Here is a 26528-nt window from a genome sequence, read left to right as displayed (position 1 = left end):
CACCCGGAGGATCCGTGTGAGCCCTCGCATCGTGACAGCCATGGCCGGAATGCTTCTCTCCTCGTACGAACCGCGCGCCGCCGCTTGGGCGGATACCGTGGCCACCCAGATGGCGTCGGCGGCCCACGCGCTTCGCGCCCGTGGCGATGCCAGAACGGCCGAATCACTCCTCGAAATGGCCCGGCGCAACCGGATCGTGGGACTCAAGCTGCGCGCAGATCTGGGATCGACTCGGGTTTCGAGCCCGTGACCTGACCACCCGGTATCGGCCCCCGATCGCACCAGCTGACGACCGATCGCGCATCTCTGTGCACGACCGGAGCGCGGTGGAGATCCGCGGTCGCACGTCCGGGAACGGGGGCGCTCGGTGTCAGGATTGGAGCCAGCCGTTGATCGAGGCTCAGGCGCCGTCGTCTGCCTCCACCCCCGTCAGGTGTTGAGCGACCGGCCTTTCGCCAGCACCATCGGCCACCTGACCCGGGGAGAGACGACCCGAAGCGCGAGCGTCTCAATGCCGTCGGTGCGACCGGCCGCAAACCAAGTCAGAAAAAGTACCGATACGTATACGACGCCGCCGATTAAGACGACCGACGCCAATTCTAGGCTCAAGAATAGTTTCGATGGCGCATTCATCAAGTGGACTGACAGAGGCCAGACGACCATGGCCATCACGGAAGCGGCGATCGCCGGACGGATGACGGCGTAGATCTGTCGGAAAATGCTTATTGCGATCAGTCTTTTGATGCAGATGATCGCTATGCCGCAGAGCATGACGCTCACGATGACCCGGGTCCACGCAGCGCCCTCAGCGCCATGGGCTGAGACCATGTACCAAGTCAGGGGCAATCGCACCCCTAGTTCCGCAAGTGCTGCTGCGGTCAACCAGTGGGATTTCTCGCGTGCAAGCGCCACGGCTCGCCACGGACCCGCCGGCAGTCCCGGCAGGAATGCCAGAGCCAGGACAGCAGCTATGTGGTCGGCGCCATCCCAATTCTGCCCCAGCATCACCTGAATCGCTGGCCCGGCCAGGAAAAACAATCCGACGTAGATTGGTGCGATGAATGTCGCGATGACCGATGACGCAAGAAGATACGACGCTTGAAGCCCCTGTAAATCTCCTGATTTCGTATAGATAACGGTCGCCAGCGGCCGCGTGATCGGCAAAATCAGCGCCTGATGCGGCAGGTTGGTCATGTCGTTGCAAATCGTATACCGCCCGAGATCGGCGGCGGCGACGTATCGGCCGAGCAGGACTCGGTCGCATTGCCAGCTCAAGGCTATGAATAATTGTGTAAAAAAGCTCCAGCTCACGAAGTGCGAGAAGACATTCCATTTGGCAAGCGTCAAGCGCGGCCGATGGGGCGCAATAAGGTAAGATGTAACCGTCATCGCGGCAGGACTTGCCAATGTCGCCGCCGCCAGCGCCCAGTATGTCCTGAAGGTAAAGGCAATCGTAACCGCGAGCATGCCGCCGACGAATTTCCCCGTCACCTCAGCGGCGAAGTCGCGTCGAAAATCCAGGTCCTTGATGTAAACAATCAATCTCGGGCTCGCAATTCCCCGGATGGCCGGCGCAAAGGCGAGGATGATCAAGAGATTTGTCAGCCGCGGCTCACCAGTGAAATGCGCCAGGGGATACGAGAGGATCGCAATTGTTACGACGATGATCATCGCTCTGATGAAGCCGAGGGTAAAGGCGGTATTCAAATGCTCTTCTGTCAAATCCGGAACAATCAGGAGCGCCTGGCTGACCGGGATTTCCAATATCGCTTCGGAAATGACGACAAAGCTCATCGCCAGAGCGACCAAGCCGAAATCGGTCGGGCCGAGCAGTCTCGCGAGAACGACCAGGACAAGGGCGTCCATGATTTTCGCTGAGAACTTGCCTGCAATGAGCCAGCTCGCGCCCTTCGCCGCCCGTATCTGAGCCGAGCCGTCAATGGAGGGAGTCGATTGATTTGCGCGCATGGAGCAGCCACCGGGTTGTCAGATGAAACAGCGGTTCAAAGGCGCATCAGCGTCATCCATTCGGGGTGGCCGCATTCAAAAGGGACGGACAAGTCTCGGGTCGATCCAACGACCGTGGATGTTCGCAGTATTCCAATGCGGGCGCGGTAAATCGGTCGGTCTGCAGACATTTGACCGTCGGGGTGTGGCGAGAGGGGGCGATTCGATGACCGGCTCCGGACACGGCGGGCCGCGCTCATCGGTGGATGTGGGTTGGGTTGAGGGCGATACTGGATCGGCGCATCACCGGACCGTCCCGTTCTGTGACCTCATGGTGCGATCCACCGCCGCTCAACGATGTTCCGGACCCACCGGTCGGTCGGGGCGGCTCGACCGGTGGGCTGTCGCTGCGGATCGCCCCCTGCGCCGCAGACCCAGGGTCGGCCGGCTCCCGACGGATGCGGGCCGGCCTGACCGGAGCACGGAATCTTAGGATCTCCGCGCTAGCACCCCCTGTGATCTGTGGCCGGGGTGACACGATGCATTGGTCGAGTGTGGTCATCGCCCTGTACGCCGCCGGGTTCTTGGAATTCTGGCGCCTCTGTGCGGACGCGCCCATCGCCGAGGACGAGCCGGGCTGACACGCCGAGGGTGTGGCAGCTGCCCAGATCATCGGTGGTCGGTCAGGGGCCGCAGCAGCGCGCCGAGCAGAAAGGCGAGCTGGCCGCAGATCAGCAGGGCCGTGCCGCGCCGCAGGCAGGCGCTGGCGCTGAGATGATGGACGCAGAGACCATAGGTGACTTCGGCCATCACGATCGGGACGAAGACCAGCAGGCGCCAGACCGAACCGAAACGTCCCAACATGAGGCCCAGCAGAGCATTGAGCATCAGGCCCTTCATCGGTGCGGTCCGCGGCGGGCGCGGGCATCACGGCGCGATCGCACCGGCATGGCGCTAGCGACTGCCGCGCTGACTCAACACGGCCGGCACCGTCTTGAGCAGGATGCCGAGGTCGCGGGTGAGGGTCCACTGGTTGACATAGGCGCAATCCAGGGCGACGCGCTCGGCGTAGCCCGTGTCGCTGCGTCCCGAGACCTGCCACAGGCCGGTCAGCCCCGGGGGGACGGAGAAGCAGGTCGTGAAATCCGCCCCGTACCGGACGACTTCGGCCTGCACGATCGGCCGGGGTCCGACGAGGCTCATCTCCCCGCACAGGACGTTCCAGAGCTGCGGCAGCTCGTCGAGGGAGGTCTTCCGCAAGACCTGACCCAGCGCGGTCACGCGCGGATCGTGGGTGAGCTTGTGCGACGCCTCCCACTCGGCCCGAGCCTCGGGGTTTTCGTCGAGGTGCCGTGCCAGCACCGCGTCACCGTTCGGCACCATGGACCGGAACTTCAGGCAGCCGAAGGGGCGCCCGTGCCGGCCGAGACGCTTGTGGCGGAAGATCGGCGATCGGCCATCGCTTCCCCAGATCAAGAGGGCGATGAACAGCAGCAGCGGCAGCAGCAGAAACAGGGCCGTCAGGGCCGTGGCGGCGTCGAGGGCGCGCTTCGTCGCCCAGCTTGCCTTCAGGCCCGGGCCGGCATGCGCCGTGGCCGGCAAGGTCTTGACCAACGCCTCGTTGATCGTCTCGACCATGTCCTGTGGCGTCGACGGCTCGATCGGTGTCGGGGTCCCAGCCGGGCGCAACATGTCGGCTCCTTGACTCGGGGCGAGACGGGGTCGGAACCTGCGGGGCGGAGTGTGCGCCCGGCTGGCCCGGCCGGCGTCGACGCAGCCGGCTTCGGCGGCGGTCAGCCGGTCCGAAGGGGCGTCGATCGCAAGCGGAACCCTTGCGACGACACTGAGCGCGCGACAGGTTCGGCAACAAGACGGCCGGCGATCCATCAATGGAGGTAAGTCGTTGCTGATCGTGCTGGTCTTCGCCGCACTGATTGGGGGAACAATCGGGTTCGCGTTGGCCCTTCCGCAGGGAATTCCGGTCGCGCTGCTGGCGGCGCAGGCCGGAGCCGCCGTCTGCGCCGGCCTGGTCGCCCTCCTCGCCGGCCGCCGCTGAACGGCCCGTCCGCTTTCGGCGAGACCGGCTCCGCCGTTGGAGGTAGGCCTCCCGATCCGCAGGACCCGGCCTCGGGTGACAGGCCCCGATCCTGCGGATCAGGCATTGCCGTGAGCGCGGTAAAGTTGTCCCGCGCTGATCGCGGCGTCCCATGCAGCCGCGGATCGGGGCAGGGGCGGCGCCCATCGCGCGGGCTCGGGTGGTTGGCATCGTCCGAGGCGATTCGGCAGGTCTGCGCGATCAGCCAGCCGCGCCGATTCCCTCGACCGCCAGACCTTCGCCACGCCGTCCTGTCCGCGGCCGCGATGCGCGAGCCTCTCACGAACGTGATCGGCCTATCCGATGCTCAAAGGGCGTAGGGGCAGCCGCGGCCACGTGCGATCGCATCCGGCGGCCCGGCCGCGGTCACCGCTCAACGTGTCTCGGTCTTCGTGTCCTGGCTGGGGGACGGACCTTGAGCGGTGCTGCACCGGGCCAGGACCGATCGGACGTGCAGGCGCAATTTCTGTTTCCTGTCCGCCGCGGGGGCGGATTTTTTACCGCGTTCCGAATCGCCGGAGGCTGTCATCTCGAACCCCCTGAGGCCAGTCACCGCGCGCCGCCATCGCCGCGGGGTCGAAAGGGTGATCGGCGATACCTATAATGGATTATTTGGCCGAAATCTCGACATTATTGCAACGCGACGTGCGAAAGCAGTTTTGAGTTTTGTTAAGGTTTATGTCTCCTACTGAGCATTGTCGGACTTAGGCGAACTACGTAGGCAGTATGCAGGGGCCCTCCCGAGGGCAGCAATCAGGGAGGAGATGCGTGCCCATCCGCTTCTATTTCGATGTCGAGAACGGCAAGGAGACGATCCGCGACGAGCAGGGCGTGGAGGCCGAGGATGCGGCCGAGGCTCTTGAGGAGGCCCGCAGCGTGATCGACGAGATGGCGGATGGTCTGGGCGTCTCCGATCGGGACAGCCCATGGACGCTCGTCGTGCGTGATTCGACCGGAACCGTGGTCGGCCGGCTTCTGATCTCGCGTTAGGAACAGCGCGCGGCTCCCGCAGGCCGGCTTCGGTTCCGCGCCGACGCCAAGCTGCTGACGGCGCCGGGCGCCACGCCCGTGAACCACAATCTCTCCGAGGACCGAAGGCTGTCGGGGCGGGCTGATGCCGACGCTGCCGCCCGTCCGAGCCTGCGCCGCCGCCTTTCTCGCGCCCGCTCAGCCGAGGCTGCCGAATCCGGCGGTCTCGCGCGTCCAGGCGAGCGCCTGCTCGCTCAGGGAGAGACCGAGGCCCGGCCGGGTCGGCACCCGCATGCGGCCGTCCTCCAACTCCAGCCGCTCGTTGAACAGCGGCTCCAGCCACTCGAAATGCTCCACCCAGGGCTCCCGCTGCAGCGCGGCGGCGAGGTGGATGTGCAGCTCCATCGAGAAGTGCGGCGCGATCGTCAGCCCGGCGAACTCGGCGAGCGCCGCCACCTTCAGGAACGGCGTGATGCCGCCGACCCGCGGCGCGTCGGGCATCAGGAAATCGGCGCCGTTCTGGCGGATGAAGTCCCAGTGCTCGGCGACGCTCGTCAGCATCTCGCCGGTGGCGATCGGCGTGTCGAGGGCGGCGGCCAACGCCGCGTGCCCGGCGGTGTCCAGGCAGTCGAGGGGCTCCTCGATCCAGATCAGGTTGAAGCGCTCGAAGGTCCGGCCCATCCGCATGGCGGTCGGCCGGTCCCATTGCTGGTTGGCGTCGACCATGAGCGGGAAGGCGTCACCCAGGTGCTCGCGCACCCGCGAGACCCGGCGGATGTCCTCGGCCCAGTCCGGCTGGCCCACCTTCAGCTTGATGCCGCCGATGCCCTTCCCCCGGGAGCGGTCGGTGTTGATCAGCAACTCCTCCAGCGGCGTGTGCAGGAAGCCGCCCGAGGTGTTGTAGCAGCGCACCGAGTCGCGCTGCGCTCCGAGGAGCTTGGCGAGCGACAGGCCCGCCCGCCGCGCCTTGAGGTCCCACAAGGCCACGTCGAAGGCGCCGATCGCCTGGACGGCGAGGCCGCTGCGGCCGGCGGAGGCGCCGGCCCAGGCGAGCGTGTCCCAGGCCTTGGCGATGTCGCTCGGATCCGCCCCGAGGAGCGCCGGGGCGATCTCGCGAGCATGGGCGAACTGGCCCGGGCCGCCGGCGCGCTTGGAATAGCTGATCCCGAGGCCGCGATGGCCCTCCCGGCTCTCGACCTCGCAGAACAGGATCGCGATCTCGGTCATCGGCTTCTGCCGGCCGGTGAGCACCTTGGCGTCGCTGATCGGGGTCTTCAGGGGCAGGGAGACGGACCGCAGGCGGATCCCGGTGACGGCGTCCTGAGCCAAGGCTTCCTCCAGGGTTCCTCCCGCGCATGGACGCGGATCTTGGGCGCGGATCGGAGGCGGCGACGGAACCGTGCCGCTCGCGACAGCTATCCCGTTGCCGGTCCCTCATGCTCAGACGCAGCCACCGCGTTCCTGCGCATGAGCCTGAGGTCTCTGGCGAGGCATCGACTTTTCGAAACGTCGCCGACGCTTCCGTTTGAATCGCTGCACCAGCGTGGCGCAGGGCGAAGGCCCTGTCCAACGTCATTCTTGGATCGATTGATGCGCGGCCGGCATCGGACGCGTGGCGCCGGGGTGAGGGGAGGGGTCAGACCGCGGGCATCGCCGCCGTGTCCGGTGGAAACCGGAACGCCACCAGGGTCATGTCGTCCCGCCGGGCCTCGGCGCCGCGATAGGCATCGAGATAGGCCTCAAGGGCGGCGGCCTGGGCGGCGAGCGGTTGATCCGCGTGGCGCAGGAGGCTGTCGGCCACGCCGCGCGGGCCGAGGAGCCGCGGGCTCCGGTCGGGCGCCACCCGGCCCATCTGGTCTGTGATGCCGTCCGTCATCAGGTAGAACGTCGCGCCGGCAACGGGCACGACGACGTCCTCCGGGGTCGTCTCGCGGCCGGTGCGCGGGTAGCCGAGGCCCCGCCGGTGGCCGCGGACGCGCTCGGCCACGCCGTCCCGGATCACCGTGAGGGACAGGCCGGCGCCGGCGAAGCGCAGGGCGCCGGTCGCCCGATCCCAGACGCAGATGCCGCAATCGAGACCGTCATCCGATTCGGCGCCGCGCCCGTCCTGGCGGAGCTGCGTGCGCACCATGGTGTCGAGGGCCGCCAGGATCGCCGCCGGCGAGCGCAGGCCGCGCTCGTGCAGGAGCCGGTCGAGGGCCGTGGCGACGATCAGCGTCAGGAAGGCGCCGGGCACCCCGTGGCCAGTGCAGTCCGCCACCGCGACGACGCTGAGACCGTCGATCTCCTCCAGCCAGAAATAATCGCCGCCGACCACGTGGAGCGGTTCCCAGAGCACCGCGACCTCGATCCCGGCCCCTGCGAGGGCGTTCCGGTCCGGCAGCACCGAATCCTGGATGCGCCGCGCGTAGCCGATGCTCTCGATCACCTGCCGGTTGGCGCGCTCCAGCTTGTCGTGGGCGAGTTCAAGCTCGACGAGGAGCTGCTTGGCCGCGTCGCCGCTCCGCAACCCGTCGACCATGCGGTTGAAGGCCTGGCTGATGACGTCGATCTCGTTGCTGGGCCGGTAAGCGCCGCCGAGGTCCACGGTCGTCCAGCGCTTGTGCTCGATCTCGCGCATGGCCAGCAGCAGCCGCATCAGTGGCGCCATGACGTGGCGGCGCACGGTGACGTGCAGCGTGATCACGAAGGCGATCATCAGCCCGATGCTGGCGCCGAGGGCGAGCATCACCTGCCACGCGGCGTTGTCCCGCAAGTCCTGGGTTGAGAACGTCACCGTCAGGCTCCCCGCCGGGCGGGGAAGGCCCGGCACCGACAGGTCGGCCGTGGCCGAGACGTTGGACCAGCCCCGGCCCGACGGCGGCGTCCCGGCCGTCGCCACGCTGTGGCCCTCGGCGTCGCGCAGGATGGCATGGCGGAAGGCGGGCTCGGCGCCCAGGGCCTTGAGCGGCCCGCCATAGGCCTCCGCGCTGCGAGCCCAGTCCGGCCGCGCGATCGCGGCGGCGGTCATCCGGGCGAGGAGTTGCGCCCGGCCGTCGTAGAGGCGGAGCTGGTCGGTGTAGTTCACCCACGCGATCCCGAGCTGCGTCAGCAGCAGGAGTGCGCCGATCACCGGGTAGATGCGCAGGAACAAGGTATGGGGCAGGCTGTCGAGGTCGCGGCCCCGAGCCGCCCCCCGCAGGGCGCCGGGCTTCATCAGCTCGGCCGCCGGTGTGCCCGCCGCCAGAACGTTGGCGAACCCGCGCTTCGACAGGGGATCGCCCCGGCGGATCGGACCGGCACCGCGCAGCCCGCCCGCGCGCCCTGACGCACCGGCCGCCGGGACGGGGTCGATGTCGGCGAAGCCGAGCTTCGCCAGGGCGTCACCGGTCCGGAGGGGCCGGGCGCCCCGGAGGCCCGCGGCGCGCTGCGGCGGGTCGATCGCGGTGTCAGGTCCACTCACGCGACATCACTCCGTGTCAGGACGATTCCGGTCGGCGGCGCGATCCGGAGGCGAAAGCCGCCGGGCCTCGCGCTGCCCCGGGGCGCGAAGCCGCGCCCGGGAGGACCCGATGGGCGCGGGCCGTCCGCGGCGGGTCAGCTCAGGATCGAGCCAGTCTCGGACGGATCCGCGTGGTCGCCGGCCTCCGCCGMACAGCGGACGCAGTCGCGGCCGGCATGCTTGGCCGCGTAGAGCGCCGCATCGGCCCGACGCAGCGTCGCCGGCATCGACTCGCTCGCCCCGAACGCCGCGAGGCCGATGCTCACCGAGATCGGAAGCAGCCCGTGGTCCAGGCGGACCGGCCGCTGCGCCACCGCCCGGCGGAGCTGCTCGGCGACGGCCTGCGCCTCCGGCAGCGCGGTCTCGGCGATGAGGATGGCGAATTCCTCGCCGCCCATGCGGCCGATCACGTCGTCCGGGCGCAGACAGTCGCGGCAGGTCTCGACGAAGGCCTTGAGGACGAGGTCGCCCGCGCTGTGACCGTAGCGGTCGTTGATCCGCTTGAAGCGGTCGAGGTCGAGCATCAGCACGCTGGACGTCGTCGCGACGGACTGGATTCGCGCCCAGGCGTCCTCGCAGACCTGCAGGAAGCGGCGGCGCGAGAGCGCGTCGGTCAGGTGGTCGGTATCGGCGAGGCGACGCAATTCGGCCTCGAGGCGCGCCCGGTGCTCGATCTCCGCCGAAAGGGCATCGTTGAGGTGGCGCAGGGTGCGCTGCTGCTCGGCCAGGCGCTGGTTGGCGCGGTGCAGGTCGAGCTGCATGCGGTCGCTCAAGCGCACCAGCCGGCGCTGCTCGTGGTAGCTGCGCCGATACGCGCCGGCGAGTTCGCGCACCCCGTCGCCGACCTCGGCGAGCCGGGCCAGCATCACCTCGGAGCGGCCGAGGACGGCCTCCTCGGTGTCGAACAGGCTGAACGCATCCGCCGGCTCGGACAGGAGATCGGGGGCGGGCGCCTGTTTCGCGCTCACGCGGGGACGCCCGGGATCATCTCGAACCGCGCATGCGCGAAATCGGCCGCGAAGTCCTCGCCAGCCTCCTGGATCACGTCGTCCTCGGCGCTGAACATCCAGCGGATCGTCACCGGGCGGCCCTCCGCGGCGGCATCCTCCAGGGGCATGAACAGGTTCATCAGCGCCTTGGCGCTGGACGAGTTGAAGTAGGCGAGCGCGACGTCGAAGGTGATCGGGCTCGCCTCGGTCTCGGCGAGATGGCCGCGCAGGGCCTGCAGCAGCGGGCCGAAGAACGCGGCCGCGTCCTCCGGGTAGGATTCGCCGCGCAGGACGAGACGCCCCGACGCGAAATCGAAATCGACCTCGGGCGATCGCTCGGTCCTGGTCAGCGTGATGCGGTCCATGTCCGTGCGGTCCTCAGATAAAGGCCTTGAGGCAGAACAGGCTGCGCTCCGCGCTCAGATCCTGGAAGTCGTACTCGACAGGCGCGCTCGACCGGCGGGCGATCTCGATCAGTCCGATGCTACCGCCGAGGCTGCCCTCGTCCGGCGGCTGGCGGAGCTTCTCGCGGTAGACCTTCCTGAGTTCGTCGCTCGACAGTCCGGAGATCTCGTCGAGGCGCTCGCGCAGCCGCGGGACCTCGGTCTTGCCGACCTCGTTGCCGCAGACCACGAAGAAGCGTCCGCCCTCGGTGCCGACCGCGATCATGCCGGCGCTGGCCCGGCCCGGACCCGGCGCCTCGGCGGGCGCCACCTTGTCGGCGGAGTAGCGGATCACGTTCTGCGCCTGCTCGACGAAGATCGAGAACACGCGCTTGGCCACCGCGGCATCGGTGTCCTCGTGACGCATGCGCATCTTGAGGACCTCACCCAGCGAGAACATCATGTTCTCGGACAGATCTCCGTCGAACGACAGGATCACGCCACTGCGCTTCGACGCCTCGTGGAAAGATCTGAAATCGCTTGCGCGCACGGAAGCCTCTCGTCCGCTTCGTCGCGGCAGCACACCGCGTGTGTAGCGCCTCCATTAGTAGGTAATAATCAAATATTTCTTACCGGCACTGACCGCTTTCTGAGCAAGACTGCCTGTATATCGGGCAGGATCGCAAGCATTACGTTCGGTGCGGCGAGGTGGGGACGGTGCCGAGCCGAGGCCGATCAGGCCGCCGCACCCCGCGGCGCATCCGCAACCCGGTCGGAGTCCCAAACCTGCACGACGTGACCGGGCGCGACCTCCCGGTAGAGCCGGTCCGGCGCCACGTAGTCGGGCGCCCGGATCGGGCTGCAGATCTCGTCGTCCGGTAGGGCGTGCCGCGCGCCCCGTCGGGCCGGGTCCGGGACCGGCACGGCGGCCAGCAGCTTCCTCGTGTAGGGGTGCTGCGGATTGCCGAAGACCGCAGCCCGGGGGCCGATCTCCACGATCTCGCCGAGATACATCACGGCGACCCGGTGGCTCACCCGCTCCACCACCGCCATGTCGTGGGAGATGAACAGATAGGCGAGGCCGAATTCCGCCTGGAGGTCGAGCATCAGGTTCACGACCTGCGCCTTGACCGAGACGTCCAGCGCCGAGACCGCTTCGTCGGCGACGATCAGGCGGGGGTTCAGGGCAAGCGCCCGGGCGATGCAGATGCGCTGGCGCTGGCCGCCGGAGAACTCGTGCGGGAAGCGCCCGGCCGTCTCGGGGCTCAGGCCGACCCGGGCGAGCAGATCCTCGGCCCGCCGCCGGGCCTCCCGGGGGATGGCGAGGCGGTTGATCAGCAAGGGTTCCGCCACCGCCGCGCCGACGCTCATGCGCGGATCGAGGCTGGCGAACGGGTCCTGGAAGATCATCTGCATCTTCTGCCGGCGGACGCGCAGGGACTTGGGGTCGAGTCCGGCGACGTCCTCGCCGTCGAGCAGGACCGAGCCCGACAGCGGCTCGACGAGGCGCAGGATCGAGCGCCCGGTGGTGGACTTGCCGCAGCCGGATTCGCCGACCAGCGCCAGAGTCTCCCCGGCGGCGAGGCTGAACGAGACCCGTTCCACCGCGTGAACCCGGCCGGACACGCGGCCGAGGAGTCCTGAGCGGATCTCGAACCGCGTGGTCAGGTCGCGCACCTCCAGCACCGGGCGCGCGGCGACCTGGACGGTGTCGGGGGTCTCCACCGTCGGCGCCGTCGCGCCGGTGGCGCGGTCGACCACGGGGAACCGCAACGGCCGCGAGAACCCGGTCATGGCACCCAGGCGCGGGACTGCGGCGAGCAGCGCCCGGGTGTAGGGCTCGGCAGGATCGGAGAAGATCCGCGCGGTCGGCCCGGCCTCCACGGCCCGGCCCCGATACATCACCACGGTGCGGTCGGCGATCTCGGCGACCACGCCCATGTCGTGGGTGATGAACAGGACCGACATGCCTTCCTCATCCTGAAGGCTCTTGATCAGGTCGAGGATCTGGGCCTGGATCGTGACATCAAGCGCCGTGGTGGGCTCGTCGGCGATCAGGAGCTTCGGCCGGCAGGCCAGCGCCATGGCGATCATCACCCGCTGGCGCATGCCGCCGGAGAAGCGGTGCGGGTACTCGTGCAGGCGCGACCGGGCCGCCGGGATCCGGACCTTGTCGAGGAGCCGGATCGCCTCCGCCTCGGCGGCGGACCGCGACAGGCCCCGGTGCCGGATCAGCGCCTCGGCGATCTGGAAGCCGATGGTCAGCACCGGGTTCAGGGAGGTCATCGGCTCCTGGAAGATCATGGCGATGGAATCGCCACGCACCCGCCGCATCTCGGCCTCGGGGGCGGCGAGCAGCTCGCGGCCCGCGAAGCGCACGCGGCCGCCGATGCGGCTCGCGTCCGGCGGCAGGAGGCGCAGGATCGACAGGGCGCTGACGCTCTTGCCCGAGCCGGATTCGCCGACGAGCGCCACGGTCTCGCGGGGCCCGACATCGAACGAGATGCCGTGCACGACCTCGCGCCAGCGCCCGTCCGAGCGGAAGGACACGGTGAGGTCGGAGACCGAGAGGATCGGATCCGGCATGGGCTTTACTCCTGATCCAGCGGGGTTCGGCGGGGCCACGCCAAGCCTCCCCCTCGTCCTCCGACGCGACGATGGTCCTGCCTCTCCGTCGCGCACCGACGCCGATGACGGAGCGCGACGCGCCCCCTCTCCCGTGCGGGAGAGGGTTGGGGTGAGGGGCGAGACGCTTCAGGCTCGGGCAGGCCATCGTTGCGGTTGGATGGCGCGCCTTCTCCGGACAGACCTGATCCCTCACCCTGTCCCTCTCCCGCACGGGAGAGGGGACCCGCGCGTGATCCTGAAGTCGCAGTGCCGGAACGGCCGTTGACGTTGTTATGTCCCGCCGCGGGAGCGGGAGCGGGCGCGTTCGCGGCAAGCCGGCAGTCATCGGAGCCCGGCCGCATGCCCTAAAGCACCCGGCGCGGGTCGAGGGCGTCCCGCAGGCCGTCGCCGATGAAGTTGATCGACAGCACCGTCAGGAAGATCGCGCCCCCCGGGAACAGCGCCCAGTGCGGCGCGACGTCGAGATGGTCCTTGGCGTCGAACAGCAGCCGCCCCCAGGTCGGGATGTCGGGCGGGAATCCGAGCCCCAGGAAGGACAGCGTCGATTCCGCGATGATCGCCGCCGAGACCTCGATGGAGGCCGCCACGATCACCGGCCCCAGCGCGTTCGGCAGGATGTGGCGGCGCACGAGGTGCCCGGTCGTGGCCCCCTGCGAGCGAGCCGCCTCCACGAATTCCTTCTCGCGCAGCGTCAGGAACTGCGCGCGCACCAGCCGGGCCACCGGCATCCAGCGCAGGCCGCCGATCACCGCGACGATCATCAGGAACACGCCGCCCTGGCTGCCGAACACGGCCTTCAGGCTGTCGCGGAACAGGTAGATCACGAGGAGCAGCAGCGGCAGCTGCGGCAGCGACAGGAACAGGTCGGTCAGCCACATCAGCACCGGGTCGAGGAACCGGCGCGACATGCCGGCGAGGGCGCCCACCAGCACGCCGATCAGGCTCGCCACCGCCATGGCGGCGAAACCCACCGCCAGGGAGATCCGGCCGCCGTAGATCATCCGGGCGAGGAGATCCTGGCCGAGATCGTCGGTGCCGAACGGGTGGTCCCAGGACGGACCCTGGAGCTGGGCCGCGAAGTCGATGTCGTCGATGGCGACCGGCCAGAGCAGGCCGCCGAACACCACGCCGGCGACGAGGAGCGCCAGGACGCCGATGCTGGCGAGCGCAAGCCGGTGGCGCCGGAACCGCCGCCACGTCTCCCGCCCCGGCGAGGCGGGCGCGCGGGCGAGGGCAGGCGCCTCATCGGAGGGCGATGCGAGGGTCGAGCCAGCCATAGAGCAGGTCCGCGACGAGGTTGAACAGGATGACGAGGCCGGCGAACACGAAGGTCACGGCCATCACCACCGGCGTGTCGTTGGCGAGCATGGCGTCGATCAGCAGCGAGCCGATGCCGGGGATCCGGAAGATCTGCTCGGTGACGATGGCGCCGCCGAACACCGCTGGGATCTGGAGGGCGACCAGCGTCACCACCGGGATCAGGGCGTTGCGGGCGATGTGCCGGCGGGTGACCGTGCCCTCGGTCAGCCCCTTGGCGCGGGCCGTGGTGACGTAGTCGAGGCGGGCGACGTCCAGCGCTGAGGCGCGCACGTATCGGGTGTAGGAGGCGGCCTGAAAGAAGCCCAGCACCGCCACCGGCATGATCGCCTGCCGGACATTCGCCCAGATCCAGGGCAGGCCGGATCCCGGCAGGTCGGCCTGGTAGACGAACGGCAGCCAGCCGAGCTTGATCGAGAACAGCAGGATGAACAGCAGGCCGGTGAAGAAGGTCGGCAGGGAGAAGCCCACGAAGGCCAGCGTGTTGGCGACCTGATCGGCCAGCGAGTAKGGGCGCCGCGCCGCGTAGAGGCCCACCGGCACGGCGATCAGCAGCGCCAGGATCTGTGAGGAGCCGACCACGAACAGGGTCGTCGGCAGCCGCTGCAGGATCAGGGCGTCGACGTTCACCCGGCTGGCGAAGGAGAACCCCCAGTCCCCGTGCAGCATGGCGACGAGCCAGTGCAGGTAGCGGGTCAGGATGGGGTCATCGAGACCAAACTTGGCGCGGAGCGCCGCCCGGACCTCGGGCGGCACGTTCGGGTTGGTGGCGAGTTCGCCGAACGGATCGCCCGGCGCGAGCGCCAGGACGGTGAACAGGATCAGGCTGATGCCGAGCAGGCTCGGGATCGCGATCAGGAGGCGTCGCAGGATGTAGGCGCCCATGGCGCGGCGCTCCCGCTCAGGCCTCCCGGTACCATTCGGGCAGGAACGACAGGTCGTTGTCCCAGCCGCTGCGGGGGGCCTTCAGCGTGGCGCCGACCGCCGAGACCTCGGCGCGGTGGATCAGCGGCAGCACGTTCTCGGACACCGCGAGGTCGTTGCACCTGATGAGGAGCGCCGCCCGCTTGACCGGGTCGAGTTCGCTCTGGGCGGCGTTGTAGGCCGCGTCGTAGGCGTCGTTGCGCCAGCGCGCGACGTTGCGGCCCTGCCACTTGTTGGCCTTCTGGGCCACCTCCCAGGACGCGTACATGAGCAGCCAGATCGCCGGATCGGCCTGCGTCATGCTGTAGGCATACATCTCCATGTCGGCGTAGAAATGCGTGCAGGTGTCGGGATTGGCCGGGTCGGAGGAGAAGAACACCGAGCCGGTCACGGATTTCAGCTCGATCTCGATGCCGGCCTTGGCGGCGGCCTGCTTGATGATCGCCTGGGTCTTCTGCCGCGGGGCGTTGATCGAGGTCTGGAACAGCAGCTTGAGCTTCTTGCTGTCCTTGGCGCGGATGCCGTCGGAGCCCTTCTTCCAGCCGGCCTCGTCGAGGAGCGCGTTGGCGCGTGCCGGGTCGAAGGCGAACTGCATGGCCTTCGAGACGAAGCGCTCCGGGCCGTTGACCGTGTTGGCGGTCGCCTTGCCGGTGCGGCCGTAGATGTAGGTCTCGATCGACTTGCGGTCGACGAGGAGGTTGATCGCCTGGCACACCTTCGGGTCGGAGAAGGCGGGGTGCTTCGTGCTGATCGCGGAGCGCTCGCCGTCGACCTCGACGTTCGGGTCGGTGGCGTTCAGCAGCAGGAACTCGAGCTTGCCGCCGTAGACCACGTCGACCCGGCCCTTGCCGCCGGTCTCCAGGCGCTTCAGGACCTCGTCCTCGATCAGCATGTTCCAGGCATAGTCGTACTCGCCGGTCTGGAGCACGGCGCGGGCGGCCGAGACCGCGTCGCCGCCGCCCTTCATCTCGACGGTGTCGAAGTAGGGCCGGTTCGGCAGGTGGTAGTTCGGGTTGCGCTCCCCGCGGACGATGTCGCCGGGCCGGAACTCCACGAACCGGTACGGCCCGGTGCCCACGGGGGCGAGGTTCTGCGGCGCGTCCCGGGATTTGGCGCCGCTGTAGGGGCCGAACAGGTGCTTGGGCAGCACCATGCCGACGATGCCCACGAAGGCGTCGCACCAGTAGGGCGTGGGCTTGTCGAACAGCACCCGGACGCTCAGGTCGTCGATCTTCTCGACCTTGCAATCCTTGTAGGAGCCGGCCGTCACCGCCGCGGTGGCGGGGTCCCGGGCGTATTCCCAGGTGAAGACGAGGTCTTCGGCGGTCAGCGGCTTGCCATCGTGCCACGTCACGCCGGGCTTGAGCGTCCAGACCACCGAGCGGCCGTCGGCGGCGAGCGCCCCGTTCTCCTTGGACGGGATCGTGGCGGCCAGCACCGGCGCGAGGTTGCCGTCCGCGTCCCAGGCGGCGAGCGGCTCGTAGAAGATCCGCGAGGCGTCCTGGTCCTTGGTGCCGACGGCGAAATGCGGGTTGATCAGCGTCGGCGCCTGCCACCAGAGCAGCTTGAGCGCGCCGCCGCCGCCGGCCTTGGTCGGCTTGTAGCCGGCCCGCAGGTCGGCCGCCATCGCCACCCCGTTCCCGGCGAGCATCAGCCCGGCCATGGGCGCGGAGAGGCCCAAAGCCACCATCCGCTGCACGAAGGCGCGCCGCGACAGGCGGCCGTCCTTCACCCGACCGATGAGGCCGCGCAGATCCCGCTCGTCCATGTACGCATTCCCGTTGACCGCCGCGAGCGGCACAGCATCATTGCGGGAGCCGCAATGGCAAGGGGCGGGCCAGTGACGGTTCAACCGAAACGTGTTGACTGAGATCCGATTCGGACGACCCCGTGGCCTCGCCCCTGCATGCTGAGGCGTTCGACACGGCGTTCTGCCGGAGAGCTTGCGACGATCCGTCTTTGCGAGCGGAGCGAAGCAATCCAGCGGCGCCACGCTTCCTGAGGGCGCGCAGCCCTGGGTCACCTCGCTGCGCTCGCGATGACGGCGCGGAGCCCGCTATGATGGCGCGAACGCGACGCGCGACCTTCTCGGAGACGACACGATGGACAACCGCAACGCCGTGTGGCGCCAAGTCGACGCACAGTCAGAGCGGCTGATCGCCCTGTCCGAGCGCGTCTGGGGCATGCCGGAGGTCTGCTACACGGAAGCCCGCTCCTGCGCCGAGCACGTCGCCGAACTGCGCCACCAGGGCTTCCGGGTCACGGAGGCGGTCGCCGGCATCCCCACCGCGGTGATGGGCGAGGCGGGAGAGGGCGGTCCGGTCATCGCCTTCCTCGGCGAGTACGACGCCCTGCCGGGTCTGTCGCAGGAGGCGGGCGTCGCCGCGCACCGGCCGGTGGAGGCAGGCGGCCACGGCCACGGCTGCGGCCACAACCTCCTCGGCTCGGCGGCGCTGCTGGCCGCCACCGCCCTGAAGGACTGGCTCGCCGAGACCGGCACCCCCGGCCGGGTGCGCTACTACGGCTGTCCCGCCGAGGAGGGCGGCGCCGCCAAGGCGTTCATGGTCCGCGCCGGCGCCTTCGCGGATACCGACATCGCGATCACCTGGCATCCGGGCAGCTTCTGGGAGGTGGCGCCGCCGGTGGCCCTCGCCAACACCCGGGTCGACTTCGTCTTCACCGGGCGCACCGCCCACGCGGCGGCCGCGCCCCATCTCGGGCGTTCGGCCCTGGACGCCGTCGAGCTGATGAGCGTCGGCGTGAACTACATGCGCGAGCACATGCCGTCCGACGCGCGGGTCCACTACGCCTATCTCGACGCCGGCGGCATCGCCCCGAACGTCGTCCAGGCCGGCGCGACGGTGCGCTACTCGATCCGCGCCGGGGACCTCCTGGGCATGCTGGCGCTGGTCGAGCGGGTGAAGAAGATCGCGCAGGGCGCCGCCCTGATGACCGAGACCGCGGTCGAGGTGCGGATCGTCAGCGCGGTGTCGAACCTCGTGGGCAACGAGCCCCTGGAGCGGGCGCTACACGGCGTCATGGAGGAACTCGGGCCGCCCCATTTCGACGAGGCCGACCGGGACTTCGCCGGCAGGATCCGGGCGACGCTCACCGACGGCGACATCGACGCCGTGTTCCGCGCCATCGGGATGCCCCGCACGGAGGCGCCGCTCGCCGATTTCCTCGTACCCCTCGACGCGCCGCGCAATCCGGCGGTGGGCTCCACGGATGTCGGCGACGTGAGCTGGGTGGTGCCGACCGTCCAGGCCCACGCGCCCACGGTGGCGATCGGCACGCCGTTCCACACCTGGCAGGTGGTGGCGCAGGGCAAGAGTCCGGCGGCCCACAAGGCGATGGTGCAGGTCGCCAAGGCCATGGCCGCCACCGGCGCCCGGGCGGTGACCGACGCGGCCCTGCGCGACGCCGCGAAGGCGGACCTCGCCCGCCGGGTCGGCGCGGCGGGCTACGTCTCGCCGCTGCCGCCGGAGGTGGAGCCGCCGCTGGGGATGTCGCTGGGGCGCTGACGGGAACCCGCCTCAGAGCGTTCGGGCGCGCAGCGCCGTCACGACGATTTCGGCCAGGATGACGACGCCGAAGATCGCGGCGAGTACGACGGCGACCTGGTCCCAGTAGAGCAGGTTCAGGGCGGTATCGAGCGCGACGCCGATGCCGCCCGCGCCGACCAGCCCGAGCACCGCGGATTCGCGGATGTTGATGTCCCAGCGGAACAGCGCGATCGACCAGAAGGCCGGCTTCACCTGCGGCCAGTAGCCGAGCAGCAGCGTCGAGAGGCGCCCGGCACCCGCGGCCTGCAGGGCCTCGATCGAGCCGCGATTGGCCTCCTCCAGCGCCTCGGCGAACAGCTTGCCGGTGAAGCCGACGGAGCGGAGCGCGATCGCCAGGGTCCCGGCCAGCGGCCCCGGCCCGAACACCGCCACGAACAAGAGCGCCCAGACCAGGGAGTTCACCGAGCGCGAGGTCACGAACACGAACTTGGCGACCAGGTTCAGCGCGCGGTTGGGCGTGACGTTGCGGGCCGCCATCAGCCCGATCGGCACCGCGATCGCGATGGCGATCAGGGTGCCGAGCGTCGCGATGTGGAGCGTCTCCACCAGCGCCCGCAGGGTCGGCCCGACATAGCCGGCATCCATCGGCCACATCCGGCCGAACAGGTCGGCCAGCTGGTCGGGGGCGTCGTAGAGGAATTCCGGGATGACCTCGATGGTGCGCAGGCTCGCCACGAAGGCCGCCACCGCGCAGAGCGTGAAGGCGAGCCGCGCCAGCCGCTTCCACAGGGGGAAGCGCTGCCAGCGGCGCGGGCCGCCGGAAGCGGGCGCGAGCGCGATGCTCACTGGAACACCTTGCGGGCCCAGCCGGAGACGATCTCGGCCACCATGATCAGGGCGACGATGACGATCAGGATCGACAGCACCACGTCGAAGTCGAAGCGCTGGTAGGCGGTGAACAGCGTCGCGCCGATGCCGCCGCCGCCGACGATGCCCACCATGGTCGAGTTCCGAAGGTTGGAGTCGAGCTGGTACGTGGCGAAGCCGATGAAGCGCGGGAGCACCTGCGGCTGCACGCCCATGATCAGCGTCGACAGGAAGCCGGCGCCGGTCGCCCGCACCGCCTCGACCTGCTTCAGGGAGATCTCCTCGATCGCCTCGGCGAACAGCTTGGCGATGAAGCCCACCGAGGCGACGATCAGCGCCATGACGCCCGCGAGCGCCCCGAAGCCGATCGCCTTCACGAACAGGATCGCCACGATGATCGGGTGGAACGACCGGCAGAGCGCGATCAGGATGCGGGTCGGCCACGTCACCCAGGGCGGCATCAGGTTGCGGGCCGCCAGGAAGCCGATCGGCAGGGCGACCGCGATGCCGACCACCGTGGCGATCACGGCGATCTGCAGGCTCTCGAGGATCCCCGACTGGATCAGCTCCCAGCGGGAGAAGTTCGGCGGGAACATCCGCGCCAGGAACTGCTGCCCGTGGGCGATGCCGCCGGCGAAGCGCTCGGGCGAGAAGCCGAGCTGGGTCGCCGCGTAGACCGCGTAGGCGGCGAGGAGCGCCCAGCCGGCGCGGGCGGTCCAGTTGGGCCGGAACGCGACGCGGCCGGCGGCGGGGGAAGCGTCCGGGGAGGCCGGAGGGGCGGGCACGCTCATTCGAGCCAGTTCTCGCCGCCGTAGATGCCGCGCAGGTCGGCCTCGCTCAGCCGCTCCGGCGGCCCGTCATAGACCACGTGCCCGCCCGACATGCCGACGATCCGGGCGGCGAAGCGCTGGGCGAGCGCCACGTTGTGGATGTTGACCACCACCGGCACGCCGCGCTCGGCCGCGAGCCGGGACAGGATCTCCATGATCTCCACGGAGCTCTTCGGGTCGAGGGACGAGGTCGGCTCGTCGGCGAGCACGATCTCGGGCTCCTGCATGATCGCCCGGGCGATGCCGACGCGCTGGCGCTGCCCGCCCGACAGGGCGTCGGCCCGGCGCGTGGCGAAGCCCGACAGGCCGACCGCGTCGAGGAGGTCGAAGGCGCGGTCGATGTCGGCCTCGGGGAAGCGGCGCAGCCACGCCCGCCACGCCGGCACGTAGCCGAGCCGCCCGCAGAGCAGGTTCTCCATCACGGAGAGGCGCTCGACGAGGTTGTACTCTTGGAACACCATCCCGATCCGGCGCCGCGCCCGGCGCAGGGCGGGGCCGGAGAGCCGGGCGAGATCCTCGCCGCGGAACAGGATCTCCCCCGAGGTCGGCTGCACGAGCCGGTTGATGCAGCGGATCAGGGTGCTCTTGCCGGTTCCGGACGGTCCGATGATCGCCGTGAGGCCGCGGCCGGGCACCACGAGGTCGATGCCCTTCAGAACCGGCTGGCCGGCCCGGTACGCCTTGGTCAGCCCGCGGATCACCAGCGCGCGGGGATCGCCTTCGGGTCCGGCCGCCAACGCGCGCGCCGCGCTCCCCGCCGTCACGGCCTGCGTCACGGCTTGGGCGCGCCCGCGGCCTTCTTGCGGGCGGCCTCGGCCTCGCGGGCGGCCTCGCGCTCGTAGGCGACCTTGTTGTACGGGGTGCCCGAGTCCTCAGCGACCTTGCGGACGATCGCCCAGTCCTTGAGGTAGGTGATCGGCGCGAACCGGTCGTCGCCCTCGAAATCCTTCACCATGTCGGGCGGGAAGCGGAAATCGTAGAAGCACTGCTTCAGCTTCTCGGCGAGTTCCGGCTTGAGATCGTGGGCGTAGGCGAAGCCCGAGGTCGGGAATTTCTCGCTCGTATAGATCACCCGGTAATCGTCGCCCTTGATCGTGCCGCGGGCGACCATCCGGTAGAATACGTCGGAGGCCACTGGGGCGGCGTCGTAGTCGCCGGTTCCGACGCCCAGCGCAGACTTGTCGTGGCCGCCCGAGTAGAGGAGCTTGTAGTCCTCGCCGGGCTTCAGCCCCTGCTCGGGGAACAGCGCCTTGGGCGCGAGGTTGCCGGAATTCGACGACGGCGCCGTGTGGGCAACGCGCTTGCCCTTGAGGTCGGCCAGCGTCTTGTACGGGCTGCTCGCCTTCACCACGACGATCAGGTTGTAGCCCTCAGGCCCCTTCTCGGTGCCCTTGGCGGCGAACGGGATCGCGCCGGCCATGTTCACGGCGAAGCCGAGGGGGCCGGTCGAGAAGCCCGCCACCGTGAGCCGGCCGGAGCGCATCGCCTCGATCTCGGCCGAGTTCGACTGGACGGGGTAATAGACGACCCGCTTGCCCGTGCACTGGCTCAGGTAGGTCGTGAACGGCTTGAACGAATTCTCGTAGACTGCTGGATCCTCCACCGGCGTGTAGGCGAAGACGATCACGCTCGGGTCGCGGGTCTTGGCCGGGATGTCGGCGACGAGGTCCCTGTTGGCGTCGCAATAGGCGTCGTCGAGCTGGCCGCGGTTGGGGCACTCGTCGGCCCTGAGGGGCGACAGGGAACCGAAGCCGCAGAGCAGCGCCAGGGCTGCGCCGTATCGGGCGAATGTCACGCGGTAACCTCCCCTACGGGACCGTGCCGGAGGCCGGCGCCGTCATGCGCGCCCTCGATCCGGGGCGCGCGTTGGTCGGCAAATCTGTAAACGGCAGTTTCCGCGAGACGCAAGGCGTTACGTAAACCACACGTTGAAGGATCCGGCCCGGTGACAGGGCGCCCACGACGGCGTCTCGAAAAGCCTGCGGTCGCGGCCCGCTCGGGCGTCTGCATCGGGGCAATCCGGCGGAGCACGGGGCCGCGGAGCGGATCCCCGTGTCCGTCAGGCCCCTTCCCGGTTGAGCCGGGCCACGAGTTGATCGGCGAACTTGGCGGCTGCCACCGACAGGGAGCGTCCGCGCAGCTGCGCCAGCACGAGCGTCATCGGGGTGAGGTCGCGGGCATCGATCGGGCGGCTGTGCAGGCGCGGATCCTCGGGGATGCCGCTGAGAATCTGCAGGCTGACCACGTCCTCCCGCAGGGTGAGGTTGCGCAGGAATTCCAGCGAGCCCGACTCGACCGCAGGCCGCAATTCGACACCGCGCCGGGCCAGCGCGTGCTCGATGTGATGGCGGATGGCCAGCGAGTGGTCGGGCAGGGCCAGAGGGTGGGCGAGGCAATCGCGCAGCCGCACCGGTCCGCTCTCCGCCGCCAGCGCGTGGTGCCTGCGCATCAGCGCGCACAGGGTCTGGTGGCCGGAATAGAGCGGATGCAGTTCCGCCGAGGCCGGCGGCTGCAGGATCAGGGCGAGGTCGGCCTCGAAGGCCGCGAGCGCGGTCACCGCCTGCACGTGGTCCCGGACCCGCACGGTGAAGCCCACCTGGGGAAACCGGGCGCGGTAGGCCTCGACCTCCTCGGGCACCACCTGCGTGACGAAGGCCTGACTGCAGGCCAGGGCCACATGCCCCCGCCGCACCCCCGACAGGTCGGCGATCTGCGAGCGCACCCGGTCGAGATCGGCGACCTGATCGCGGATGTGCCGGGCGAACAGCTCGCCGGCCGCATTGAGGCGCATCCCCTGCGGCAGGCGTTCGAAGATCGGCGTGCCGAGTTCGTATTCGAGATCCTGGATCTGCCGGGTCAAGGCCGACGGCGTCAGGTTCAGCCGCTCCGCCGCGCGCCGGATCGAGCCGGCGCGGGCAATCTCGGCGACGCAGGTGACGGTGCGCAGATGCTTCACACCCGTATCCTGTGCGGGTGTTGCCTGAAATGCAACGGCACGCTCAAGATTTAGCACTTCCTCGCAACGGGGGCCGCGCCTAGCCTCGCGCCTATCGGGACTCTGCTGGAGCCGTTCGATGATCCGCCGCCGCACCCTCTTGGCCGGCCTTGGGGCCGGCCTCATCGCCCCCTTGTCCGGCGCCCGCGCCCAGGGCGCCCCGGTCACGATCCGGATGGGCTCGCTCAAGCTGATCCACTCGATCGCGCCGAGCTTCTACGAGCGATTCACCCCCGCGGGCGTGATCGTGGAGGTGGTGCCCTTCGAGAGCCCCACCGAGTGCAAGAACGCCGTCGTCACCAAGTCGGTCGATTTCGGGACCTTCGGCATCGCCGCCGCGACGCTCGGGGCCGCCGCCGGCGAGCCGGTTGTGGTCATCGCCTCGACCTGCAACCGCGGGATGGCGGTGATCGCCAAGAAGGATTCGGACATCCACGCCATCAAGGACCTGCGCGGCAAGCGGGTGGCGATCTGGCCCGGCAGCACCCAGGAGGTCTTCGTCCTGGAGCGGATGCGGATGGAGGGGCTGTCGGTGAAGGACATCACCCCCGTGCGGGTGTCCTTCTCGGAGATGCACATCGCGCTGGCCCGCGGCGACATCGACGCCTACGTGGGCGCCGAGCCGGGACCCGGAGTCAGCCTCGCCTCAGGCGTGGGGCAGCTCGTCGAGTACCCCTACGGCACTGAGATGGGCGCCCTCAACATGGTGTTCGGCGCCCACCGCGACACCCTCGCCGAGCGGCCCGACCTCGTCCGCACCATGCTGGAGATCCACCGCAAGGCCACGGAGTTCGCGGCCGGCGACCGCGACGCGATGATCGCCATGGCGGTGGCCAAGCTCGGACAGAAGCGCGAGGCGCTGGAACGCTCGGCCCCGAACGTCGAGCTGACCTGGCGCCTCGGGCCGGACGAGGTCCGGCAGGCCGGGGCCTACGCGCAGCACATGCTCGCCCTCAAGCAGATCAAGCGTCTGCCCGAACCCGGCTTCATCGACACCCGCTTCGTCGACGCGATGGGGCGGGCGTGAGCACCGGGGCCGAGGCCGGCGCCCTGCCGGTGCCGGGGCTCGGGCCGGCCTCCGCGCCCGCGCACAGGGCCGGCCTCGCGCTCGCCCGCCTGCGCCGGCTGGCGCTGGCCTGCATCGTGCCGGTTCTGCTGCTCGCGCTCTGGCAGGTCACCACTGCGGGCCGGCCCTACAGCCTGATCCCGCCCCCCGCCGAGGTCTGGGCGGAACTGCGGGACCTCGCGGTCGGCGGCGTCAACGACGACGCCTTCAGCGGCACGCTCTGGACCCATCTCGCGGCCTCGTTGAGCCGAGTCTACGGCGGCTTCGCGCTGGCCGCCGCCACCGCCCTGCCGCTCGGCCTGCTGATCGGCCGTGTCCCGCTGATCCGGGCGCTCCTCGATCCCGTCCTGCAGGTCCTGCGCCCCGTTCCGGTCACCGCGTGGCTGCCGCTGGCGATGATCCTGTTCGGCCTCGGGCCGCGCTCGGCCTTCTTCCTCGTGTTCCTCGGGGCGTTCTACCCGATCCTGGTCAACACGGTGTTCGGGGTGCGCTCGGTGGAGCCCCGCCTGTTCGAGGCGGCGGCGATGCTGGGCTGCACCGGGCCGACGCAGTTCGTCCGGGTGGTGCTGCCGGCGGCCCTGCCGTCGATCTTCACCGGGCTCCGGCTCGGCCTCGGCTTCGCCTGGGTGGTGATCGTGGTCGGCGAGATGACCGGCGTCCAGACCGGCCTCGGCGCGATCATCATGGAGGCGCGCCAGCTCTCGCGCACCGAGATCGTGATCTGCGGCATGGCGGTGATCGGGGTCGCGGGCTTCGTCTCCGACTGGCTGGTCATGCAGCTCGGCCGCCGGCTGCTCGCCTGGAGTCCGAACCATGGCTGATCCCACCATCCCGATCCTCGACATGCGCTCGGTCTCCAAGACCTACGCGGCGGGCGGGCGCCGCACGGAGGCCCTGCGCGAGGCGAACCTCACCGTCGCGCGCGGGGAGTTCGTCTGCCTGCTCGGCGCCTCTGGCTGCGGGAAGTCGACGTTACTGCGGGTCGCCGCCGGCTTCGAGGCGCCGAGTTCCGGCCAAGCGCTGATGTGGGGCAAGCCGATCGCCGGCCCGGGTCCGAGCCGGGGCATGGTGTTCCAGGATTACGGCCTGTTCCCGTGGCTCACCGTGCGGGACAATATCGGTTTCGGCCCGAAGGCGCGGGGGCGCCCGGCCGCCGAGATCCGCGATATCGCCGAGCGCTACATCGCGTTGGTCGGCCTCCAAAGCTTCGCCGACGCTTATCCGCACCAGCTCTCGGGCGGGATGAAGCAGCGGGTCGCCATCGCCCGGGTGCTCGCCAACGAGGCCGAGGTGGTCCTGATGGACGAGCCCTTCGGGGCGCTCGACGCCATGACCCGCGAGCGCCTGCAGGACGAGCTGCTCGACCTCTGGTCGCGCACCGGGCTGACGATCCTGTTCGTGACCCACGCCATCGAGGAGGCGATCTTCCTGGCCGACCGCATCGTGATGATGTCGCCCGGTCCCGGCCGGATCGAGGCCGTGCACGCCGTCGACCTGACGCGGCGGCGCGACGTGTCGAGCCCGGCCTTCAACGACCTGCGCCGGATGCTGGCCGCGCAACTCCACAGCCACCACGCCCCGCGGGCGGCCGCCTGATGGAGACCGCTCCCGACGATACCCGCCGACCCGAGAACCGCCTCGCCTACCGCGCCGCCGTCGACCGGCCGCGCCTGGCGCTGCCCGGGGGCCGGCACGTCGCCGTCTGGCCGGTGGTCAATGTCGAGCACTGGCTAATCGACCACCCCATGCCGCGCCAGATCCTGGTGCCGCCGACAGCGGCGAGCCTGCTTCCGGACCTGCCCAACTGGGCGTGGCACGAGTACGGCATGCGGGTGGGCTTCTGGCGATTCCTCGAAGCGTTCAAAAGCCGCGGCCTCCGCCCGACCCTGTCGATCAACGGCTCGGTCTGCACCGCGTATCCCCGCATCGCCCAGGCCGCACACGAGGCCGGCTGGGAGTTCATGGCCCACGGCTATCAGCAGGTCCCGACCCACCGGATCACGGACCAGCCGGCGATGATCGCCCGCACGGTCTCGGCGATCGCCGACGTCACCGGGCGTCCGCCGCGGGGTTGGCTCGGACCCGGCCTCACCGAGACCCTCGACACTCCCGACCACCTGCACGCGGCCGGCCTCGAATACGTCGGCGACTTCGTGGTCGACGACCGCCCGTGCCGGGTGGCGACGCGCACCGGACCGCTCGTGGCGCTGCCCTACTCGGTCGAGCTGAACGACATCCCGCTGCTCGCCATCCAGCACCACCGGGCCGACGAATTCGTCGAGCGGGCGCTCGCCCATCTCGACCGCCTTGCCGCCGAGGCCGCGGGTCCCGGCCCCCTCGGGGGCGCCAAGGTGATGGGCTTCGCGATCCACCCGTACATCACCGGCGTCCCACACCGGATCGGCCTGTTGGAGCGGCTGCTCGACGCCATCCTGGCGCGCCGCGACGTGGCCGTCATGCAGGGGGCCGAGATCCTCGACTGGTACCGCGCCACCGGCGACGAATCCTGAGCCGCGACCCGAGGAGCCGCC

24 protein-coding genes are annotated in these 26528 nt (G+C 69.8%); 7 read left to right on the top strand and 17 right to left on the bottom strand.

What is annotated here, in order from left to right; genetic code table 11:
- Positions 1 to 429 precede the first annotated feature (429 nt).
- The 3 genes from AC1DXK_RS07655 to AC1DXK_RS07645 all read right to left on the bottom strand — a co-directional run bounded on the left by AC1DXK_RS07655 (position 430) and on the right by AC1DXK_RS07645 (position 3639).
- Positions 430 to 1968 carry an oligosaccharide flippase family protein gene (locus tag AC1DXK_RS07655; protein ID WP_477297348.1) on the bottom strand — a complete coding sequence of 513 codons (1539 nt, stop codon included), beginning with the start codon at positions 1966 to 1968 and terminating at the stop codon, positions 430 to 432.
- Positions 1969 to 2616: 648 nt separating this feature from the next.
- A complete protein-coding gene (locus AC1DXK_RS07650; protein ID WP_457108018.1) occupies positions 2617 to 2847 on the bottom strand; it encodes a hypothetical protein in 231 nt (76 codons plus the stop codon).
- A gap of 54 nt (positions 2848 to 2901) precedes the next feature.
- Positions 2902 to 3639: a sugar transferase gene (locus AC1DXK_RS07645; RefSeq protein WP_457108017.1), complete on the bottom strand. Its 738-nt coding sequence runs from the start codon at positions 3637 to 3639 to the stop codon at positions 2902 to 2904.
- Between the two features lie 211 nt (positions 3640 to 3850).
- Here AC1DXK_RS07645 and AC1DXK_RS07640 point away from each other — a divergent pair, with 211 nt between their 5' ends.
- Together AC1DXK_RS07640 and AC1DXK_RS07635 are read left to right on the top strand one after the other, a co-directional pair.
- Positions 3851 to 4003, top strand: a complete 153-nt coding sequence (locus AC1DXK_RS07640; RefSeq protein ID WP_457108020.1) for a hypothetical protein — start codon at positions 3851 to 3853, stop codon at positions 4001 to 4003.
- A gap of 807 nt (positions 4004 to 4810) precedes the next feature.
- The gene (locus tag AC1DXK_RS07635; protein WP_457108016.1) at positions 4811 to 5032 is read left to right on the top strand and encodes a DUF6894 family protein; all 222 of its coding nucleotides are present in this window, start codon (positions 4811 to 4813) and stop codon (positions 5030 to 5032) included.
- A 177-nt stretch (positions 5033 to 5209) separates the two neighbouring features.
- On the opposite strand, the gene AC1DXK_RS07630 is transcribed toward AC1DXK_RS07635, so the two are convergent.
- From AC1DXK_RS07630 to AC1DXK_RS07590, 9 genes are all read right to left on the bottom strand, one after another.
- Positions 5210 to 6340 (bottom strand): L-talarate/galactarate dehydratase, encoded by a 1131-nt coding sequence (locus AC1DXK_RS07630; RefSeq protein ID WP_457108015.1) that lies wholly within the window; start codon positions 6338 to 6340, stop codon positions 5210 to 5212.
- Positions 6341 to 6647: 307 nt separating this feature from the next.
- Complete coding sequence (locus AC1DXK_RS07625) at positions 6648 to 8453, bottom strand: SpoIIE family protein phosphatase (protein WP_457108014.1); 1806 nt, start codon at positions 8451 to 8453, stop codon at positions 6648 to 6650.
- Positions 8454 to 8587: 134 nt separating this feature from the next.
- The gene (locus AC1DXK_RS07620; protein WP_477297344.1) at positions 8588 to 9460 is read right to left on the bottom strand and encodes a GGDEF domain-containing protein; all 873 of its coding nucleotides are present in this window, start codon (positions 9458 to 9460) and stop codon (positions 8588 to 8590) included.
- Positions 9457 to 9846: a DUF1987 domain-containing protein gene (locus AC1DXK_RS07615; protein ID WP_457108012.1), complete on the bottom strand. Its 390-nt coding sequence runs from the start codon at positions 9844 to 9846 to the stop codon at positions 9457 to 9459. The genes AC1DXK_RS07620 and AC1DXK_RS07615 overlap by 4 nt, the downstream gene beginning before the upstream one ends.
- Positions 9847 to 9859: 13 nt before the next feature.
- Positions 9860 to 10414: a SiaB family protein kinase gene (locus tag AC1DXK_RS07610; protein ID WP_457108011.1), complete on the bottom strand. Its 555-nt coding sequence runs from the start codon at positions 10412 to 10414 to the stop codon at positions 9860 to 9862.
- Between the two features lie 185 nt (positions 10415 to 10599).
- Entirely contained in the window at positions 10600 to 12450 is a 1851-nt protein-coding gene (locus AC1DXK_RS07605) for an ABC transporter ATP-binding protein (protein ID WP_457108010.1), read from the bottom strand.
- A gap of 386 nt (positions 12451 to 12836) precedes the next feature.
- Positions 12837 to 13769 carry an ABC transporter permease gene (locus AC1DXK_RS07600; protein ID WP_457108009.1) on the bottom strand — a complete coding sequence of 311 codons (933 nt, stop codon included), beginning with the start codon at positions 13767 to 13769 and terminating at the stop codon, positions 12837 to 12839.
- Positions 13735 to 14694 carry an ABC transporter permease gene (locus AC1DXK_RS07595; protein ID WP_457108008.1) on the bottom strand — a complete coding sequence of 320 codons (960 nt, stop codon included), beginning with the start codon at positions 14692 to 14694 and terminating at the stop codon, positions 13735 to 13737. Before AC1DXK_RS07595 ends, AC1DXK_RS07600 begins: the two co-directional genes overlap by 35 nt.
- Before the next feature lie 16 nt (positions 14695 to 14710).
- Positions 14711 to 16501: a peptide ABC transporter substrate-binding protein gene (locus tag AC1DXK_RS07590; RefSeq protein ID WP_457108007.1), complete on the bottom strand. Its 1791-nt coding sequence runs from the start codon at positions 16499 to 16501 to the stop codon at positions 14711 to 14713.
- 334 nt (positions 16502 to 16835) lie between these two features.
- Here AC1DXK_RS07590 and AC1DXK_RS07585 point away from each other — a divergent pair, with 334 nt between their 5' ends.
- A complete protein-coding gene (locus AC1DXK_RS07585; protein WP_457108006.1) occupies positions 16836 to 18257 on the top strand; it encodes a M20 family metallopeptidase in 1422 nt (473 codons plus the stop codon).
- A 12-nt stretch (positions 18258 to 18269) separates the two neighbouring features.
- Here AC1DXK_RS07585 and phnE (AC1DXK_RS07580) read toward each other — a convergent pair whose 3' ends face one another.
- The 5 genes from phnE (AC1DXK_RS07580) to AC1DXK_RS07560 all read right to left on the bottom strand — a co-directional run bounded on the left by phnE (AC1DXK_RS07580) (position 18270) and on the right by AC1DXK_RS07560 (position 22892).
- Complete coding sequence (gene phnE / locus AC1DXK_RS07580; RefSeq protein ID WP_457108005.1) at positions 18270 to 19085, bottom strand: phosphonate ABC transporter, permease protein PhnE; 816 nt, start codon at positions 19083 to 19085, stop codon at positions 18270 to 18272.
- Positions 19082 to 19897: a phosphonate ABC transporter, permease protein PhnE gene (phnE, locus tag AC1DXK_RS07575; protein WP_457108004.1), complete on the bottom strand. Its 816-nt coding sequence runs from the start codon at positions 19895 to 19897 to the stop codon at positions 19082 to 19084. The genes phnE (AC1DXK_RS07580) and phnE (AC1DXK_RS07575) overlap by 4 nt, the downstream gene beginning before the upstream one ends.
- Positions 19894 to 20700, bottom strand: a complete 807-nt coding sequence (gene phnC / locus AC1DXK_RS07570) for a phosphonate ABC transporter ATP-binding protein (protein WP_457108003.1) — start codon at positions 20698 to 20700, stop codon at positions 19894 to 19896. Before phnC ends, phnE (AC1DXK_RS07575) begins: the two co-directional genes overlap by 4 nt.
- An 8-nt stretch (positions 20701 to 20708) precedes the next feature.
- Positions 20709 to 21731, bottom strand: coding sequence for a phosphate/phosphite/phosphonate ABC transporter substrate-binding protein (phnD, locus tag AC1DXK_RS07565; RefSeq protein WP_457108002.1), 1023 nt, complete (start codon positions 21729 to 21731; stop codon positions 20709 to 20711).
- Between the two features lie 264 nt (positions 21732 to 21995).
- Entirely contained in the window at positions 21996 to 22892 is an 897-nt protein-coding gene (locus AC1DXK_RS07560) for a LysR family transcriptional regulator (protein WP_457108001.1), read from the bottom strand.
- Between the two features lie 118 nt (positions 22893 to 23010).
- Here AC1DXK_RS07560 and AC1DXK_RS07555 point away from each other — a divergent pair, with 118 nt between their 5' ends.
- From AC1DXK_RS07555 to AC1DXK_RS07540, 4 genes are read left to right on the top strand one after another with little or no spacing between them, the layout of a single operon-like run.
- Positions 23011 to 23958 (top strand): ABC transporter substrate-binding protein, encoded by a 948-nt coding sequence (locus AC1DXK_RS07555; RefSeq protein ID WP_457108000.1) that lies wholly within the window; start codon positions 23011 to 23013, stop codon positions 23956 to 23958.
- A complete protein-coding gene (locus AC1DXK_RS07550; RefSeq protein WP_457107999.1) occupies positions 23955 to 24818 on the top strand; it encodes an ABC transporter permease in 864 nt (287 codons plus the stop codon). The genes AC1DXK_RS07555 and AC1DXK_RS07550 overlap by 4 nt, the downstream gene beginning before the upstream one ends.
- Entirely contained in the window at positions 24811 to 25593 is a 783-nt protein-coding gene (locus tag AC1DXK_RS07545; RefSeq protein ID WP_457107998.1) for an ABC transporter ATP-binding protein, read from the top strand. The genes AC1DXK_RS07550 and AC1DXK_RS07545 overlap by 8 nt, the downstream gene beginning before the upstream one ends.
- The gene (locus tag AC1DXK_RS07540; protein WP_477297337.1) at positions 25593 to 26507 is read left to right on the top strand and encodes a polysaccharide deacetylase family protein; all 915 of its coding nucleotides are present in this window, start codon (positions 25593 to 25595) and stop codon (positions 26505 to 26507) included. Before AC1DXK_RS07545 ends, AC1DXK_RS07540 begins: the two co-directional genes overlap by 1 nt.
- Positions 26508 to 26528: the final 21 nt, after the last annotated feature.

This window comes from Methylobacterium sp. P3_A11 (assembly GCF_056403155.1).
Note: the sequence above shows the minus strand (reverse complement) of the source record. Positions and strands in the feature narration are given on the sequence as shown.

What these genes read in the sequence shown, in the direction of transcription:
- AC1DXK_RS07545 (WP_457107998.1), top strand. Translation starts at nt 24,811, where the DNA reads ATGGCTGATCCCACCATCCCGATCCTCGACATGCGCTCGGTCTCCAAG.
- AC1DXK_RS07605 (WP_457108010.1), bottom strand. Translation starts at nt 12,450, where the DNA reads ATGCCGGATCCGATCCTCTCGGTCTCCGACCTCACCGTGTCCTTCCGC.
- AC1DXK_RS07540 (WP_477297337.1), top strand. Translation starts at nt 25,593, where the DNA reads ATGGAGACCGCTCCCGACGATACCCGCCGACCCGAGAACCGCCTCGCC.
- AC1DXK_RS07555 (WP_457108000.1), top strand. Translation starts at nt 23,011, where the DNA reads ATGATCCGCCGCCGCACCCTCTTGGCCGGCCTTGGGGCCGGCCTCATC.
- AC1DXK_RS07600 (WP_457108009.1), bottom strand. Translation starts at nt 13,769, where the DNA reads ATGGCTGGCTCGACCCTCGCATCGCCCTCCGATGAGGCGCCTGCCCTC.
- AC1DXK_RS07590 (WP_457108007.1), bottom strand. Translation starts at nt 16,501, where the DNA reads ATGGACGAGCGGGATCTGCGCGGCCTCATCGGTCGGGTGAAGGACGGC.
- AC1DXK_RS07655 (WP_477297348.1), bottom strand. Translation starts at nt 1,968, where the DNA reads ATGCGCGCAAATCAATCGACTCCCTCCATTGACGGCTCGGCTCAGATA.
- AC1DXK_RS07645 (WP_457108017.1), bottom strand. Translation starts at nt 3,639, where the DNA reads ATGTTGCGCCCGGCTGGGACCCCGACACCGATCGAGCCGTCGACGCCA.
- AC1DXK_RS07650 (WP_457108018.1), bottom strand. Translation starts at nt 2,847, where the DNA reads ATGAAGGGCCTGATGCTCAATGCTCTGCTGGGCCTCATGTTGGGACGT.
- AC1DXK_RS07585 (WP_457108006.1), top strand. Translation starts at nt 16,836, where the DNA reads ATGGACAACCGCAACGCCGTGTGGCGCCAAGTCGACGCACAGTCAGAG.
- phnE (WP_457108004.1), bottom strand. Translation starts at nt 19,897, where the DNA reads ATGAGCGTGCCCGCCCCTCCGGCCTCCCCGGACGCTTCCCCCGCCGCC.
- AC1DXK_RS07615 (WP_457108012.1), bottom strand. Translation starts at nt 9,846, where the DNA reads ATGGACCGCATCACGCTGACCAGGACCGAGCGATCGCCCGAGGTCGAT.